We start from the raw sequence: 17,330 nt of genomic DNA, 5'->3' as shown, positions 1-17,330 counted from the left end.
TTTCAAGAGTAAAGGGTGAGTTGATCAAACCCACCCTTCTATGTAACTTCTTGTTGCTTTTGTGATGATTGTGCAGAAATTAGGTATTTACATCAAGGCTAGAAAACAACGCTTGTTGTGTCGGATCAGGAATCTTGGGTGCAACATAACCACCAGAATACAACACTGAACCCTGTTGTTGTTGAGCAAAAATGGGGAAGATCTCACGGACTTGAGAAGCGACTTCAACCGTTTTCACATCATAGGTACGAGTGGCTAACTTCGGATAAACTCCAATTCCAACAATGGGAATCAGTAAACAAACAGCGATCGCAACTTCCCGAGGTTTGGCGTCTCCCTGATAATCATCAATCACCAAACCAAAGCTGTTTTTCCCGTAGAAAACTTGACGCAATAGGTTGAGTAAATAAATCGGAGTTAAAATCAAGCCAACTGCCGCTAAACCAACAACCACCACTTTAAAGTTAGAACTATAAACATTGCTGGTGGTAATTCCTAAAAAGATGCTCAACTCACCTGCAAAACCACTCATTCCCGGTAATGCTAATGATGCCATTGCGCCTGCGGTGAACAGTGCAAATACTTTCGGCATTGACTCGGCTATACCGCCCAATTTTTCCATCATCAAGGTATGAGTCCGTTCGTAGGTAATTCCGGTGAGGAAGAACAACATGGCGGCAATTAAACCATGAGAAATCATCTGAAGTACAGCCCCATTTAACCCTAACTCTGTTAAGGAGGCGATACCGATGAGAACAAAACCCATGTGGGAAATAGAGGAATAAGCCAGTCGTCGTTTTAAGTTAGTTTGGGCGAATGCACTTAACGCCCCGTAAACAATATTAACGACTCCTAAAATAGCGAGAACAGGTGCAAAATACAGGTGAGCATTCGGCAACATTTCAATGTTCATCCGAATTAACCCGTAACCGCCCATCTTTAATAAAACACCTGCTAAAATCATCGAAACAGGTGCAGAAGCTTCACTGTGGGCATCGGGTAGCCAAGTATGAAGGGGGAAAATGGGGAGTTTTACACCGTAAGCAATGATGAAGCCTGCGTAGAGTAAAAGTTCTAAGAAAATGGGATAATTTTTGTGGGAAAGTTCCGTCATGTCGAAAGTGACGTTACCCCCATAAAACGCCATTGCCAGTGCAGCAGCGAGGATGAAAACAGAACCCAGTGCGGTGTAAAGGATGAATTTAGTTGCAGCGTAAAGGCGCTTTTGTCCGCCCCAAATTGAGATTAATAAATATACGGGTACTAATTCCAATTCCCACATCAGGAAGAACAACAGTAAGTCCTGTGCGGCAAATACTCCGAGTTGGGCGCTATATAATGCCAACATCAACGCATAAAAAAGTCGTGGTTTTTTGGTAACATTCCACGACGCGAGTATTGCTAAAGTGTTGACGAAACCTGTGAGGGCGATGAGGGGCATTGACAGGCCATCAACGGCGACAGACCAATTGAGTTCCAGTTGCGGTATCCAAGCGTAGGTTTCGCTGAGTTGGAAGCCTGAATTGTCTAAGTTGTAGTGAGTCCAGAAGCAGAATACTATTAAAGCTAGATCTAATAAACCGACTCCGAGTGCATACCAGCGAATAGTACGGCCTTCTTTATCGGGTAAAACGGGAATAGCGAGGGATGCCAAGAGGGGCAACAAGATAATCGTGGTTAGCCAGGGAAGTTGACTGATCATGATCCGTGAGAATAAATACCTATTTCGTACACTGTGTTCATTATATATGAACTTTTGTTAATTACATTGTAGAAAAGAAACAATTTTTGCGACAGGGGGACTCAGGGGACTAGGTTAGCGATCAAAATTTGTTGGTTTGGGGGATCAGATTCTCAAGCTCGAATCAGCTAAAATCCTCTGTAAATAAGCTTTGTAGCGAAATAGTAATCGACTGAATCCTGATATTGATCCTCTCAAAGTAATGTGTTTTTTAGCAACGAAATGTAAACAAAAAAATTTTATCAGACTGATAACTTCCGCAAATCTACCCTTTTGTCTAAATCTTCAACCCCAAAAAGATTAGGTTTGGTTATATAAAAAAGAATTGGTTGGTACTAATACTCATAAGATAAGTATTTTTTATATTTTCTTGGAGGTTGGGGTTGTGGCGAGGGGTTCAGTTAGGTTCCCTGGGATGAACTGATTTCTTAAATTAAAAGATCGCTTTGATCCCTCCGCCTGCGGCACCTCCCTTAAAAAGGGAGGTTTGGGAGGTTAGAAGTCTATTGAAAGTCCCCCTTTTTAAGGGGGATTTAGGGGGATCTAACGCTTTTTAAGGGGGATTTAGGGGGATCAATTAACTTTTTGTCAATTTCATATTAGGATGGTCTAGGGTAGTTCAGGCTATCTAAATCGAGAACAAAATCAACCTAACGGGAAGTCGAGCCAATATGAACCCGATCAAAGTGTTGTTCCTCGCCTCGAACCCCAAACAGACTCAGCCCTTAGATTTGGGTAAAGAAATACGAGAAATTGAGAATAAAATTCAGGCTTCTCAAAATAGAGACTTTCTGGAATTTAAACAAGCTTGGGCGGTACGCTTTGATGAACTCATCCAACGTCTGAACGAATATAAACCCCATATTGTTCATTTTAGTGGTCACGGAAACAACACAGGTGAGATTATATTACTCGACAAATATGATCAAGTTCAAGCTGTTAGTCTAGAAGCGATCAAGGCGTTATTTTCAACGGTTAGCAAAGATAATATTAAAGTAGTTGTCTGGAATGCTTGTTATTCTAAAATTATAGCTGAAGCGATCGCAGAATATATTGATTGCGTCATCGGAATGAATACAGCCATTAACGATGAAGCAGCTATTGATTTTGCGGCGACTTTTTATGGTGCAATTGCTTCTGGACGTTCAGTGGAACAAGCTTTTACACAAGCAAAATCTGCTTTAATGGCTAGCAACATCTCTGAAGCAAATATTCCCGAACTCATACACAGAGAACAAATTAACCCAGAAGAAATTATCCTAGTTTCAGATACAGAAGATAACAATAAAACAACAATTGATTTCCCGCAAAATCTGCCCTACAGTGGAGTTATAAAGTTTGTTGGACGAGAGAAAGACCTCACGAATTTACACGAACAACTCCAAGAAACCGAACGAATAGCCATTACTTCAATTACCGGAATGGGAGGAATTGGCAAAACAGAACTCGCCCTGCAATATAGTATCTATCATTGTCAACAAAAAACCTATTTAGGCGGAATTTGTTGGTTATACGCACTCGATACCAATGTTGGGATTGAAATTGTTAACTTTGGGAAAGCCTATCTCAACCTCAACCCACCCGATAATAGTGATTTAGAAACCCAAGTTCAATACTGTTGGCGAAACTGGCAACCCCCAGAAGGAAAGGTTCTGGTTATTTTTGATGATGTTGACAAATATGACAAGATTAAACCCTATCTCCCGCCTAATAATCCCCGATTTAAAGTATTAATCACCACTCGAGTTAAAGGTTTTGATTCTTTCAAAGAACTCGCACTCAACGTTTTAGATGAAGCCGCAGCCTTGGAGTTATTAACGTCATTGGTGGGAGACAGAATAGAAACTGAATTAGAAACCGCAAAAACCCTTTGTGAAGATTTGGGATATTTGCCATTAGGCTTAGAATTAATCGGACGCTATCTAAACGGAAAGCCGGATTTATCTCTGGCTAAAATGCGAGACAGACTCAAACTCGAACACCGTTCACTCAATCCCGAAAACTCTCAAGAAATGACCGCCAAACGAGGGGTAAAAGCGGCCTTTGAGTTAAGCTGGAAAGAACTCAAACCCGAAGAACAACAATTAGCCTGTGGCTTGAGTTTATTGGCGTTGGCGCCGATTCCTTGGTCGCTGGTTGAATCCTGCTTTCCCGAAACCGATGAAGAAGATTTAGAAGATTGGCGAGATGATAAACTGGTGAAACTGAGTCTGTTACAGCGAGTCGAAAAAAATACCTATCAATTTCATCCCCTAATTCAAGAATTTCTGAAAACCAAGTTAGAAGAATTTCCGTCACAAGTAGATGAATGGAAACGAAGTATTTGTCAGGCGATTGTAGCAGTCGCCAAACAGATTCCAGAGACACCCACTCAGGATGATATTTTAAAGGTAACACTGAAGATTCCCCATCTTGAAGAAGTGGCGGAAAACCTCACAGATTACCTAACGGATGAAGATTTAATTCAGCCTTTTGTTGGTTTAGGAAACTTTTACGACGGTCAAGGATTTTATAGTCAAGCGGAACCTTGGTATCAAAACTGTCTTGATATTACTCAAAATCGTTTGGGACAGCAGCATCCCGATGTAGCAACCTGCCTCAACGGTTTGGCAAGTGTCTACAAATCTCAAGGCAAATACGAAGAAGCCGAACCCCTCTACCTACAAGCATTGGAGATGTGTCGGCAGTTACTCGGACAGCAGCATCCCGATGTGGCAACCAGCCTCAACAATTTGGCATCACTCTACTCATCCCAAGGCAAATACGAAGAAGCCGAACCCCTCTACCAACAAGCTTTGGAGATGAAACGGCTGTTACTCGGACAGCAGCATCCGTATGTCGCAACCAGCCTCAACAATTTGGCATCACTCTACGAATCCCAAGGCAAATACGAAGAAGCCGAACCCCTCTACCAACAAGCATTGGAGATGAGACGGCTGTTACTCGGACAGCAGCATCCGTATGTCGCAACCAGCCTCAACAATTTGGCAGGTCTCTACGACTCCCAAGGCAAATACGAACAAGCCGAACCCCTCTATCAACAAGCATTGGAGATGAGACGGCAGTTACTCGGACAGCAGCATCCTTATGTGGCACAAAGCCTCAACAATTTGGCATTACTCTACTCATCCCAAGGCAAATACGAAGAAGCCGAACCCCTCTACCAACAAGCTTTGGAGATGAAACGGCTGTTACTCGGACAGCAGCATCCCGATGTGGCACAAAGCCTCAACAATTTGGCAGGTCTCTACTCATCCCAAGGCAAATACGAACAAGCCGAACCTCTCTACCAACAAGCTTTGGAGATGAAACGGCTGTTACTCGGACAGCAGCATCCCGATGTGGCAACCAGCCTCAACAATTTGGCAGGTCTCTACTCATCCCAAGGCAAATACGAACAAGCCGAACCTCTCTATCTACAGGCTTTGGAGATGAGACGGCTGTTACTCGGACAGCAGCATCCCGATGTTGCAACCAGCCTCAACAATTTGGCAGGTCTCTACTCATCCCAAGGCAAATACGAAGAAGCCGAACCCCTCTATCGAGAAGCTTTAAGTATTGCCGAAAAGGTTCTCGGTGTTGACCATCCTTATACAAAAAGATTTCAGGAAAACTTAGACCGTTTGTTGGAGTTGAAGTCGGAAGGTTCTGGGGAGGTTGAGAATTCATCTGAGAATTAATTCCTAAGTTAATCGCTTAAATCCCCCTAAATCCCCCTTAGAAAGGGGGACTTTTTTACTTCTGATTTCTCTTTACCCTCTTAGAAAGGGAGACTTTCAAACTTCTTATTCCCCCCTTTCCAAGGGGGGCTAGGGGGGATAAAGAGGAACTACACCAAAGATATTCCATTCTAAAAATTAGGAGGTTCGCGCAGGGGTTCTCTAGGAATAGTTGGGAGTTCAAACCCTCCAAAAGGGGCAAAACGTTGCTCAATCGCCGAAGCCAAATTTAAAGAAGGTTCTGTATTTTTCCCATCAGTTGCAAATTCAATCTGTCCGCTTAAATCCAGTAAATTCTTCCGCTTTTTACGAGTGCGAATGAGTTCTTTTAATGCAAACTCAATCACTTCTTTTTCGGTTTTAAATTGAGTTAATTCCAACGCTTCTTTAACCAATTGTTCGTTGAGTTCAATATTCGTGTTCATGGGTTTTTCGTTTAAATTTAATCACTTCTATTAGACTTCCGGTTCAATTCCCGCAGCACGCAATTGAGCGGCTAATCGTTCAACTCGTTCGCTTCCCCACAATAATAAATTACCCTGTTCATCCCACCAACGCAACCAATAACCCAGGCGGTTTTCTCGGCTTCCTTCCCACACTCCCAAAAAAAGCTGCATTTCCGGTATCCAAAACCGATTTTGTTCGTTCGCAAACTCAAGCTGATACCGTCCGTTATCGCCAAAACGATACAATTCTAACGCGCCATTTTCCGGCTCAAAAATACCGTAATTCGGCACTTTTAAAACTTGTTCATAAAAGTAAAATTTACCCGGAGGATAGGTTTCTTTAATTGAATATTCTCCCCCTGGCGTATCCGATAAAAACTCTAGCACCAACGCCGGAATTTCGCCCTGTAATTGAGGGGTATAACTGCGAACAACTTCGGAGCGCTCAACCGTAATTTTGGGAATATAAGCCCAATCGGTCGCTTTGACCACAATCTTACCATTAATCGTGGCACAAATACCGTAATTTGTGGGAGTAAGAGCCGTTTCTGGGAGTTTTTTTGCTAACTGCAAACTTTCGGTTAAAGCCGCAGCCAAAGCGGGTTGATTAATATTATCCACAGGGTCATCGGGAAGCACAAAGTCATCGGGCAACTTTTCCCAGGTAATATTATAAGTTGGGGAGGTGGCAAACATGACAATTCGTGCAAATAAATTTGACTTTGATTAGTTTATTATAATTCCGAGCAAGTAGAAAGCAACAATCCTATTAATTTTAAAAACTCAGGAATATTGCTAAAAATTCCCCCGTACTAATCAAAGCGAAGCAACCTCTGGCTTCCCCCTTTCTAAGGGGGACGGGAGGGGGATTAATAAGGGGAATTTCGGGAAATATCATTATTCTTGCTTTCCACCTCCGATTAAATATAACAACGCCATCCGCACCGCTACACCGCTTGTTACTTGTTGAGAAATCAAACTAAATTGTGGATCATCCATCAACTCTGAACTTAATTCTACACCGCGATTAACCGGACCCGGATGTAATATTTTCACATCAGGTTTGCAGAGTTTGAGGCGATCGCGAGTAATGCCATAATATTGATGATATTCTCGCAAACTGGGTAATAAATGCTGAGTCATTCGTTCTCGTTGGAGTCGCAGCGCCATCACAAAATCAGCATCTTTTAAAGCAGGTTCTAACTCCCAGTGTAAGAATAATTTCCCCGGCCTTTCTTGACCAAAACATTTAAAATATTGAGGTAATAATGTCGGCGAACTGACTAAATGTAATTCGGCATCAATCGCCGTTAAACTCCAAATATTCGACCTCGCCACTCTCGAATGCAAAATATCACCCACAATGGCAATTTTTTTCCCTTCTAACAGTTCTATTCTGGGATTATTCGGGTCTAATAATCGACAAATCGTAAATAAATCCAACAACGCTTGTGAGGGGTGGGCGTGTTGACCATCTCCTGCATTTAAAACAGAAACTTTTGTATTTAAACGATCCATTTCCGATGCGATTGCTTGCGGAACTCCGGCTTGTTGATGGCGAATTACCATCATATCTGTTCCCATTGCCAGATAGGTTTTTGCAGTATCTAAAATCGTTTCTCCCTTCGATAAAGATGAAGTTCCGGGGGCAAAATTAAGCGTATCCGCAGAGAGTCGTTTAGCAGCAAGTTCAAAACTGTTACGGGTTCGAGTCGAAGCTTCAAAGAATAAATTCGCAACAACTTGTCCTTGCAAAGCGGGGACTTTTTTGGTACGGCTATTTAAGACTTGTCGAAAACTTAAAGCAGTTTGTAAAATGGCGTTGTATTCATCCGAAGTAAAATCCGCCAGGGACAGAATGTGGCGACGAGTCCAAGTTGCAGTAGCCATTTGTAGAAATCGATACCCATAAGAATAGACCAATTAACTGTACAGATATTCTTGCGGAACATCTCGACAGCCAACCCAACACTTGATTTTACCAACAGTTGGCATCGAGTGCTTTTTAATTCTGTGAATTCTGTGAAAATTCGGATTTTGTACCTTTGAGGGAGTAATTGCAAATACAGATGTCCTGATGCTGAATTTACAATGAAGAATCTCCCCCAAATTTTGACAGTCGGTATCGCCAGCTTAGTGATGTTCGGTTTAGGGAGTTGTCGTTCTACGCAGTTAGAAGCCGAGTCCCCACAACTGACAGAGACACAGGCTTCCACTCCCGCCACTCTCGCCTCGCAACCCCCAACTTCTCCACCGCAAAAATCAGCCACCGCTTCTCCTGTTGTCAAAGAAACCACAGCCCCCACAGATACCATACCTGTAACTATCTATCGGGTTGATAATGAGTGTTCAACTCTCGTTCCCGAACAAGTGACAGTTTCCGAGGAGAAAGCCATCGAAGATGCTGTTGCAAAAACGTTAGAAATTCAACCGGGTTTTGAGTTACCGTTGGGTTATCGGGTGGAAGTTGATGATTATTATCAAATTGCCGTGATTGATTTGCGAGTTTCTACCACTTCTCGTCGGAGTTTGTATTCTCTCTCGGCTTGCGAACAATTGGCTTTATTTGGCAGTTTGCGAGAAACGTTAACCACTAATCCGAATTGGCAAATTCAAGAAGTTTATTTTACAAATTTGGGTGAAGATTTGGTTTTATGATGTTTATGATCGAAGTTGTTGCCATCGAGTTCTCAAGTAGAGAAAGACAGGAAATTGGTAAGCTTCTGCCACTAACCACAACACTAAAAATAGATGAGATAAAAAAGCGATTACCGTCCAAATTATTGGGAACCAAGCCCAAAATCCACCCGAAATTGGAGGAAACAAAAAAGCAGAGAGTCCGATCAAAGTCGGGGGTAACAAGATGAGTAATAGTGCAGCTAACCCATAAACCCAACTAATTTCGAGGTTGCCAATATGTTCTCCTTTCCAGTTTTGACCATTCCATCGCCAAGTGATAGAAGGTTCGCGATCTGCCATTTTCAGGAGTTGTCTTTCTGGATAAATGGTAAAAATGTGACGACAAACATCACAACCAAATGCGTCCATTAAAGCAATATTAGAAAGATCACCACAGCGACACACTGGACAGGGGTAGGTTTCTTGATAGCTTAATGGGTTTTCCTTTTCTTCAAACATAGACATACATTAATCCTGTATTCACTCAATCTCAAATATTTTCTTGATTTTTAATACTTTCTTTAGACTTTAATCACACGACTTGTGATTTGACGGTCTTTGATTGAGTTCACCCGTTTGTACTGACTCTTTGTTAATGTAACACAACTGTTGAGTGCTAGGTGTTTGAGATCTAAGCTAGATGTTTGAGATGTGAAATTAACCGCTTGACGATTTTCGTATCATTAGTTACAGCCTCTAGACTCAGACTCCCCTTATCGTGGGATATAATAGCCAAAAATTCATAAAACGACGTTGTGATGGAGGATTAATACCTTTAAAGCTTCGTCACTTTCGATAAAATCACATCTGTTAATTTTTTTGATCAGCAAAAAAAATATCAAACTGACAAAAGTTCTGGTAGAGTATTAGTTACTCTCTGAAAAAGGGCATAGTTGAGTCGGCAGTGCGCTGTGTTCGGTTAGTTATTCTGATGATGTGTTGTTAAAAGCAAATCACAGAAAAATTAAAAACAAAATGCGCTGAGACACACCTTTGATGAACTTATCAATAGATTTGAAAACGCTCAAATCCAATTACTTCGTTGTGACAGCAATAGGGACAAAAGCCAGTGCGATTTGATTCCTACGAACCCGGGGATTTCTACGATGAAATGTTTATCGCGAAAGGGCAACCTCGCCTTGAAGCTAAACTGCTAATTGAACGGATTAATTCTCTTTCTCCAGGGGAGTTAACCATGCGACAACAAGCCGCTCAAATGGCTTTGATCAAGCTCGGAGCTACATTCAATGTGTATGGAGATAATCAAGGGACTGAACGAGTTTTCCCTTTTGATATTGTACCTCGAATTGTCTCCGCTTCCGAATGGAAATGGTTAGAAAAAGGACTCAAACAACGAATTCATGCTTTAAATTTGTTCATTGCTGATATTTACAGTGAGCAAAAAATTATCAAAGATGGCATCATTCCGGCAGATTTAATTCAGTCTTCCAAAGGATTTCTAAAGCCTTGTATGGGATTAAAACCCCCGCAAGAAATTTGGTGTCATATTACTGGAACCGATTTAGTTCGCGATCGCGATGGACAATGGTATGTACTCGAAGATAATCTTCGCTGTCCTTCGGGGATTTCTTATGTGTTAGAAAATCGCCGCGTGATGAAAAGTACATTTCCCCAGATTTTTGCAACTTTAGGAATTCAACCCGTTGATGAATATGCGAGTCATCTCTTAGAAACTTTACTCAATCTCGCCCCTTCCCATATTGCTGATCCAACGGTCGTCGTTTTAACCCCCGGAATTTTTAACTCAGCTTACTTTGAACATTCATTTTTAGCCCGACAAATGGGTGTAGAATTAGTTGAGGGACGAGATTTAGTGGTGGTGGATGGTTATGTGCAGATGCGAACCACTAAAGGCTTAAAACGCATTGATGTAATTTATCGTCGAATTGATGATAATTTTATAGATCCGTTAGCGTTTAATCCCGAATCTTTACTCGGTATTCCAGGTTTAATGGAAGTTTATAGTCAAGGTCGAGTCGCCTTAGCAAATGCGTTAGGATCGGGGGTTGCTGATGATAAAGTCATCTATGCCTATGTTCCTCAAATGATCCGCTATTACCTCGACGAAGAACAAATTTTACCCAATGTTCCAACTTATGTATGTTGGGAAAAAAAACAGCTTGATTATGTCTTAGCTAACCTCGATAAATTAGTTGTGAAAGCCGCAAATGAAGCGGGCGGTTATGGAATGTTAGTCGGAACACAGTCAACAGCCGAAGAACGCCAAGAATTTAGTGAAAAAATCAAGGCAAATCCCCGCAACTATATCGCTCAACCGACCTTATCTTTATCCCGTGTTCCGACCCTATTAGAAGACAAATTTGAAGGCTGTCATGTGGATTTGCGACCTTACATTCTTTATGGTCAAGATATTTATGTTCATCCCGGCGGCTTAACCAGAGTTGCTCTAAAAAAAGGCTCTTTAGTTGTCAATTCTTCTCAGGGGGGAGGGAGTAAAGATACTTGGGTTTTAAAAGATTAAAAATGAAAATCTCAGTGTAAAGTCCCTATAAAAATAAGTAAAAATAGCTTATGTTAAGTCGTGTTGCAAATTCAATTTATTGGCTCAATCGTTATGTAGAACGAGCCGAAAATATTGCCCGATTTGTTGATGTCAATCGCAATTTATTGCTAGATTCACCTTTGGGAATTGAAGAACAATGGCAACCTTTAGTATTAATTACAGGAGATTTACCCCTCTTTCAAGAACGGTATGGAGAAGCCACGACTGAAAATGTGATTCAGTTTCTCACCTTTGATGCAGATTATTCAAACTCAATTCTCTCCTGTTTAAAAGCAGCCCGAGAAAATGCCCGTTCAATTCGAGAAGTTATTTCTTCAGAAATGTGGGAACAAGTCAATGAATTTTATATGATGGTTCGGGATGCCGCCAAAGGACAAAATCTCTGTGATTTACCCGAATTTTTCTATAAAGTTAAACTGAATGGACATCTATTTGCGGGGATTATGGATGCTACCATGTCTCACAACGAAGGTTGGCATTTTGGTAATATTGGACGGTTATTAGAACGGGCGGATAAAGCCTCTCGAATTTTAGATGTTAAATATTATATTCTTTTACCTTCTGTCGAAGATGTGGGAACGACTCTCGATGAAATTCAATGGATAGCTTTATTAAAATCAACCAGTGCTTATGAGATGTACCGAAAACGTCAAAAACGTCATCAAATTACACCCTATGGAGTGGTTGAATTTTTTGTCTTAGATCGAGAGTTTCCTCGTTCTATCCAATACTGTTTTCTCCACGCCGAACAATCCCTACATCAAATCACAGGAACCTTATCGGGAACGTGGCAAAATTCCGCAGAACGAGAATTAGGACGATTACGGGCTGAATTAGATTATATGACCATTGATGATATTACTGACAGAGGATTGCATCAATTTCTCGATGATTTGCAACGGAGAATCAATCTGATTGGAGATAAAATGTTTGAAACCTTTTTTGCTTTAGAACCGATTCCCAATCAAATCACAATTAGTTCTCGACAAACAATTTTGACTCCCTAAATCAGAGAAAATAAAATCAGGTATTACAGAGACATCATTCGATGGATTACAATATCACTCACACCACAACTTACACTTACACTCAAGCTGTTGATTTGGCCCCTCACATTGTTCGCTTGCGTCCTCGTTCTGATGCTTTTCAAACCTTACACTCTTTTTTTATTGAAGTTTTTCCTGAACCCATCGGTCAATCTAGTATTGTGGATTTAGCGGGAAATGACATCATCAAACTCTGGTTTAAACAACAAACTGAAAAACTGAGTATTAAAGTTAGTTCTTCTGTGGAAACTCACTGTACCAATCCTTTTAACTATTTGTTGGAACCTTGGGCTTTAGAACTCCCCATTACAGATTATCCAGTTTCGATGTTTGCTCATCTTCAGCCCTATTTACAATCAAATTTAGCCGATCCGATTATTGCTCAACTGGCTCAAGAAATTTGGCAAAGTTCTAATGCAGGGATTATTGCCTTTTTGAATACTCTCAATCAACGAATTTATCAAACCTGTCAACATCTGTTTCGAGAAACAGGCGCACCGCTTCCCCCAGGAGTAACATGGACACAACAATTTGGATCTTGTCGAGACTTAGCTGTTGTTTTTGTCGCTGCTTGTCGGGCGGTGGGTATCGCTTCTCGGTTCGTGAGTGGGTATTGTGAAGGGGATTTATCTTCTCAAGAACAACACCTTCATGCTTGGGCGGAAGTCTATTTACCGGGTGCAGGTTGGCGAGGTTATGATCCCACCCAAGGGTTAGCCGTTAGCGATCGCCATATTGCTTTAGTTGCTACTGCTGTTCCTCGTCATGCGGCACCGATTACCGGAAATTTTCAGGGTGCAGAGGCAAAGTCTCTGATGAATTATACACTGTCAATTGAAAAAAAAATCATGTAAAAACATCAATTTAATCAAATTATGCGTTAACATTTTTACTACCATTGCTGATTTTTCCTCGCCAATATCGCGCTTGATCGGATTGAAAATTTTGGCAATCGCCTGAACTCAGGATTCACATGAGGGCTGATAATCCGAAAGGGTTACTCCCCTGATTGTATGGAATATCTCCCGGATTGATCCTGAACTTTTCTATCTTTTTTCATCCGTACTCAGAACAGAAGCCCTGAACTCCTGAACTTATCCCTATCGACTTCTGGGACAAAATCCGTCAAACTAATAGTAGAACATCCCCTAGTTATCTTGTAGATCGGAAGGTGAATCCATGATGAAAACCGTTTTAGTCGTTGAAGACAACCCCATCAACTGGAAAGTATTTGAGCGCATCCTGACCAAACGAGGAGGATTAATCGCCAAACACACAGAAGATGTCGAAACGGTAATGGAATTAGCTCAATCCAAACAAGCCGATCTAATTTTGATGGATATTGCATTAGCAAATAGTTATTATCAAGGTCAAGCCGTTGACGGGATTCAAATTACCCAGATGTTGAAAGCGAACCCCGAAACAGCAAACCTACCCATCATCCTCGTCACCGCAAATGGAGGCGCTCATGATCGAGAATATTTCCTCAACAAAAGTGGCGCAGATGGTTATATTCCTAAGCCTGTGATCGATCACAAAGCATTCGTTGAAGAAATCAAGGCTAAACTCTCAGCCCAGGGAATGCCGGAAATGGTCGCCGCGAGTTAACTGATGAATCTTCGAGTTAACCTAAATTGAGGAGCTTTTTTCGAGGTGAGTACAGGATACAAACCCGAAACAAATATTAAGCACAATCTTGAGAAAAAATCTGTTGGGCTGTTTGACAAACTAAAATTGCCGCTTCTGGGGTGGATTTTCCAGAAATATCGATAGGATAGACTGAGCCTTGACGCTTTTGTAGGTCATAAGTATAAGTTTTGTCATAGTAACGCAAGATTAAATCAAACGCTTCAGTGAGTTTCTCTTGTTCTATAAAATTAATGGCTTCTTGAGTCGCTAACCCGCCTAAGTGCTTACGAATTCGTTCTGTTGCTTGAATCAACTCTTTTCGATTTGCAGTTCCATAAAGTTCAACCAACAGTGAAAGTCGTTCTTCGCGAGTTCGCTGAATTTCAATCACAGGTGCAAGTTCCATTTGCTCAAAAATCTCTTCAGGAACCCGACAAATTCCGATCCGTTTACTCTCTGCTTCGATCCAAACCGATTGATGACGTTGAAATTGTGACCATTGTACCGTGATCAAGTTCCAGAATTGTTCGTTTGTCGGTTGAGGGGGTTGACCCAAAGCCCCATAACTACTTCCGCAATGATTCGCCAAATCTTCTAAATCGAGGGTTTGTTCTCCTAACGTCGCTAAAACATTGAGAATCTCTGTTTTACCTGTTCCCGTCATTCCCCCCAAAATCATTATTTTTTGAGGAACTGCAAACAAAGAACGTCCCCAACGGCGAAAGGCTTTGTATCCTCCCTGGAGAAGAAAAACCTGAAATCCAGCCATTTCCAACACCCAAGCCACTCCACTACTTCGCATTCCTCCCCGCCAGCAATATATTCGCACGGAACTCTCTGCGGCTAAAACTCTAGCTTGAGCGATAAAATCGGCAAATTTTGGACCAGCGATCTTCATCCCTAACTCAACAGCATGATTGCGTCCTTTTTGTTTGTAGCAAATTCCGACTAGAGCGCGTTCTTCGTCAGAAAACAAAGGAAAACTGATCGCCCCTGGAATATGTCCTTGAGTATATTCGGCGGGACTGCGAACATCAAGGATGACGCCCGGAGATCGAAAAAATTCGTCAGGATTAAGATATTTTGACATAAGCTGCGGTGAGTTGAGATTAATATCATGCCTCAACTTTGAGGATTTGACCTCCTCACCCCTATCGTTAAAGATTATAGAGCTTCAACTGTTAATAGTCTCGAGATCATTTTTGAGACTCGTGATTCCTCTTAAATCTTCAAAAATCCGAGTAGCTTGTCAGCTTGATGACGGGGTATTAACACCCCATGCCGAGTATACTTTGGACGGTTCCCTCTTGAGGCTGAGGCAAATGAGTATTCGGGAATTGATCGGCAAACTTCATCGGTATTTGACACGAATGAGTGCGAAAGCGATTTAAGATCGTGCCGACTTTAACGCAATCTGACAAATTTGGCATTTCTTGCTTGCAGTTTGAGCAGTACCAATACACTTGGGAATGACGAATGTGACGGAGCAGATTGGTGGAGCAACAAGGACAATTATTCATGGCTAATATTATTGAAGTTTAAACGACGCAATTTATGGACTTTGTTTTTACTATTAATGAGTTGCTGTATCAATCAAGCTTCCGAATGAAATACAGCGTTCACTTTATCTTCAGAGCTTTTTGATGAATCAAAATGTCATACCCCTTGAACGAATCCCTATTTTTATCTCAATATAGAAAATAGAGCCAGTTCAATCAAGCTGTTATCGTTCTCCCAGACTAGCGATCAGAGTGGATCGGTTGATCCGAAACTTAAGCATTGAAAAATGGCCTGGATTGACCTAATAATACTTTAAAAAAATTTAAAGTTTGTATCAAATCATACGATTCACTTGAATTTTGTTCGTAGATGTTATTGCAAAATCTAGACTTTTGTTGTATTGACTCTTCTCTTATACCAAGACTATTCACCTATTCCCCATGGTTCTGGATCTTCAATGTAGTCAGGTGCAGAACTTCAGCAACGAAAATCGCCGATGAGCCTCTGTAGAAGGGGTTTACTGAACATTTACATCTCAGGCTCCACAAATTACTAAATCTTTATAAAATTCTCTTGTCAGACTCAATAAAAGTTAACTATCCTGGGATTAAGAAAGATTACTAACCAATATTGGAAAGAGTTTACATCTCTCAAAATATAGCCGTCAGCAATCAGTGGTGAGATAGTATGAGGTTAATCTTTTCTCTAAAAATGGTTCCTAGCCTGAAGTTTTGTTAGGAATTATTTCTAAATTCCAGAGCTTCTTGTTGACTGAAAATTCCAAAAAATAGATGAAAATTACAATTTTACTTTTAATAACTGCGGCCAGTATAATAATTTTAATAAACAAGATCAATCAATATTGTTTGACCTTACGTTCCTATCCGCCTCAGACTTCTCAGGTTAGTTCTCAACCTCGTTTGATGACTCTGGTTTATCAACTCTTATTTTGGGGATTGGTGCTGCCCTGGACTTGTCTGAAGTTCTTGATTAACAGGAGTTTGAGTCGGTCTAAGGTTAAACAATCCCCGCCAAAGCTTTACCTGGTTAAGGGAACTTATAGAGGTAAAGTTGGAGTAAAAAAGATCAGTTAAAATCTTAAATCTCTAACTCTTTATTCCCGAAAAGATTCTTCATTATCCGCTAAAATCTGTAAGCGAATTCTGCCCTCTCGACTGTCTCCAAGCTGAACTTCTAAGACTTGACCTGCAAGTTGTTCTAAACAGGAAAGCAGCGATCGCAAATGGGGGGTACTTGCACCAGTATCGACATAAAGCCGATCCGCTAAACTACCAACCCGCTTCCAGGTACTATGAAGTTTGACGATCGCTTGTTCGAGTTGAGTGGCTTGTTTAACGAGATCTGCCGCAGTGTTCAAACAACCCACTCGCAATGCTTCTTCTAACGCCATTTCCACATCCACAGAAGATTGGTTGATCGCCTGTACCTGAGCGGCAGCATCAAGATATTTTGATAAATTTTTGGCTTCTGAAGTCAGATTTTTAATCGTATCGACATCTGGATTGGCAGAAACTTCCCGACGAATTTCAGTAATATGAGACTCAGGTAATTTTTCCATTTCCCGTACCAGAGGAGCCAGATAACGAGTCGGCATCACTCCAGCCTGGGCTTTTTCTCGCACTTCTTCTGGGAGGAGATCAGAACTCATTGCAGTCCATTCATCAGACATCTGACGCACCTGACGGCGAGTAATGCGATCGCCATTGCAAGCGGCATCTGAGATCATTTGTTGGACTTGTGGGGAAGATTTCGCCGTCTCAACAAAGGCTCGTTTACTGAAGTTGTTGATCGAGTCTGGGTTTAACTGACCCTGGGCGAGGAGTGTGTCGGCACTGTTTGCCAGTTCAATTAAAGCATAGGCTTGACTTTTGCTGATTTCCCGGTCTTTAAGCCAGTTGAGAAATCCGGTTCCCCGTCCTTCACCCCCTCGTTTTTCACGATCGCGTACTGCTCGCAAAATTCGACCCCGCCAAATTTCGGTTTGCAAATCAAAGCGATCGCAAA

Annotated in this window: 14 protein-coding genes; 6 read left to right on the top strand and 8 right to left on the bottom strand. The window is 41.4% G+C overall.

Annotated features, from left to right (window positions below; all coding sequences use genetic code 11):
* Positions 1-79: 79 nt before the first annotated feature.
* Positions 80-1,702 carry an NAD(P)H-quinone oxidoreductase subunit 4 gene (locus L8106_RS18850; RefSeq protein WP_009785999.1) on the bottom strand — a complete coding sequence of 541 codons (1,623 nt, stop codon included), beginning with the start codon at positions 1,700-1,702 and terminating at the stop codon, positions 80-82.
* Between the two features lie 710 nt (positions 1,703-2,412).
* On the opposite strand from L8106_RS18850, the gene L8106_RS18845 reads away from it, so the two are divergent.
* On the top strand, positions 2,413-5,421 hold the full coding sequence (locus tag L8106_RS18845) for a tetratricopeptide repeat protein (RefSeq protein WP_009785998.1): 3,009 nt from the start codon (positions 2,413-2,415) through the stop codon (positions 5,419-5,421).
* Between the two features lie 170 nt (positions 5,422-5,591).
* On the opposite strand, the gene L8106_RS31650 is transcribed toward L8106_RS18845, so the two are convergent.
* The 3 genes from L8106_RS31650 to L8106_RS18830 form a co-directional block, all read right to left on the bottom strand.
* Positions 5,592-5,885: a type II toxin-antitoxin system VapB family antitoxin gene (locus tag L8106_RS31650; RefSeq protein ID WP_009785997.1), complete on the bottom strand. Its 294-nt coding sequence runs from the start codon at positions 5,883-5,885 to the stop codon at positions 5,592-5,594.
* 30 nt (positions 5,886-5,915) lie between these two features.
* Complete coding sequence (locus L8106_RS18835) at positions 5,916-6,602, bottom strand: Uma2 family endonuclease (RefSeq protein WP_009785996.1); 687 nt, start codon at positions 6,600-6,602, stop codon at positions 5,916-5,918.
* Between the two features lie 201 nt (positions 6,603-6,803).
* A complete protein-coding gene (locus tag L8106_RS18830; RefSeq protein WP_009785995.1) occupies positions 6,804-7,796 on the bottom strand; it encodes an aspartate carbamoyltransferase catalytic subunit in 993 nt (330 codons plus the stop codon).
* Positions 7,797-7,997: 201 nt separating this feature from the next.
* On the opposite strand from L8106_RS18830, the gene L8106_RS18825 reads away from it, so the two are divergent.
* Positions 7,998-8,564, top strand: coding sequence for a hypothetical protein (locus tag L8106_RS18825; protein ID WP_009785994.1), 567 nt, complete (start codon positions 7,998-8,000; stop codon positions 8,562-8,564).
* Positions 8,565-8,567: 3 nt separating this feature from the next.
* On the opposite strand, the gene L8106_RS18820 is transcribed toward L8106_RS18825, so the two are convergent.
* Complete coding sequence (locus L8106_RS18820; RefSeq protein ID WP_039896700.1) at positions 8,568-9,050, bottom strand: hypothetical protein; 483 nt, start codon at positions 9,048-9,050, stop codon at positions 8,568-8,570.
* A 646-nt stretch (positions 9,051-9,696) separates the two neighbouring features.
* Here L8106_RS18820 and L8106_RS18815 point away from each other — a divergent pair.
* The 4 genes from L8106_RS18815 (at position 9,697) to L8106_RS18800 (ending at position 13,784) form a co-directional block, all read left to right on the top strand.
* Entirely contained in the window at positions 9,697-11,088 is a 1,392-nt protein-coding gene (locus tag L8106_RS18815; protein WP_369749068.1) for a circularly permuted type 2 ATP-grasp protein, read from the top strand.
* Between the two features lie 50 nt (positions 11,089-11,138).
* Positions 11,139-12,137: an alpha-E domain-containing protein gene (locus tag L8106_RS18810; protein ID WP_009785991.1), complete on the top strand. Its 999-nt coding sequence runs from the start codon at positions 11,139-11,141 to the stop codon at positions 12,135-12,137.
* A 41-nt stretch (positions 12,138-12,178) separates the two neighbouring features.
* Positions 12,179-13,030, top strand: coding sequence for a transglutaminase family protein (locus L8106_RS18805; RefSeq protein ID WP_009785990.1), 852 nt, complete (start codon positions 12,179-12,181; stop codon positions 13,028-13,030).
* Between the two features lie 328 nt (positions 13,031-13,358).
* Positions 13,359-13,784, top strand: a complete 426-nt coding sequence (locus L8106_RS18800; protein ID WP_009785989.1) for a response regulator — start codon at positions 13,359-13,361, stop codon at positions 13,782-13,784.
* A 76-nt stretch (positions 13,785-13,860) separates the two neighbouring features.
* Here L8106_RS18800 and mnmH read toward each other — a convergent pair whose 3' ends face one another.
* The 3 genes from mnmH to L8106_RS18785 all read right to left on the bottom strand — a co-directional run.
* Complete coding sequence (gene mnmH, locus L8106_RS18795) at positions 13,861-14,895, bottom strand: tRNA 2-selenouridine(34) synthase MnmH (RefSeq protein ID WP_009785988.1); 1,035 nt, start codon at positions 14,893-14,895, stop codon at positions 13,861-13,863.
* 178 nt (positions 14,896-15,073) lie between these two features.
* Entirely contained in the window at positions 15,074-15,325 is a 252-nt protein-coding gene (locus tag L8106_RS30805) for a hypothetical protein (protein WP_071941419.1), read from the bottom strand.
* A 1,094-nt stretch (positions 15,326-16,419) separates the two neighbouring features.
* On the bottom strand, positions 16,420-17,330 hold a 911-nt coding region (locus tag L8106_RS18785), incomplete at its 5' end, for a hypothetical protein (protein ID WP_009785986.1).

The organism is Lyngbya sp. PCC 8106, assembly GCF_000169095.1.
Taxonomy (GTDB): domain Bacteria; phylum Cyanobacteriota; class Cyanobacteriia; order Cyanobacteriales; family Microcoleaceae; genus Capilliphycus.
The sequence above is the reverse complement of the archived record's forward strand: the minus strand, read 5'-3'. Positions and strand labels throughout refer to the sequence as shown.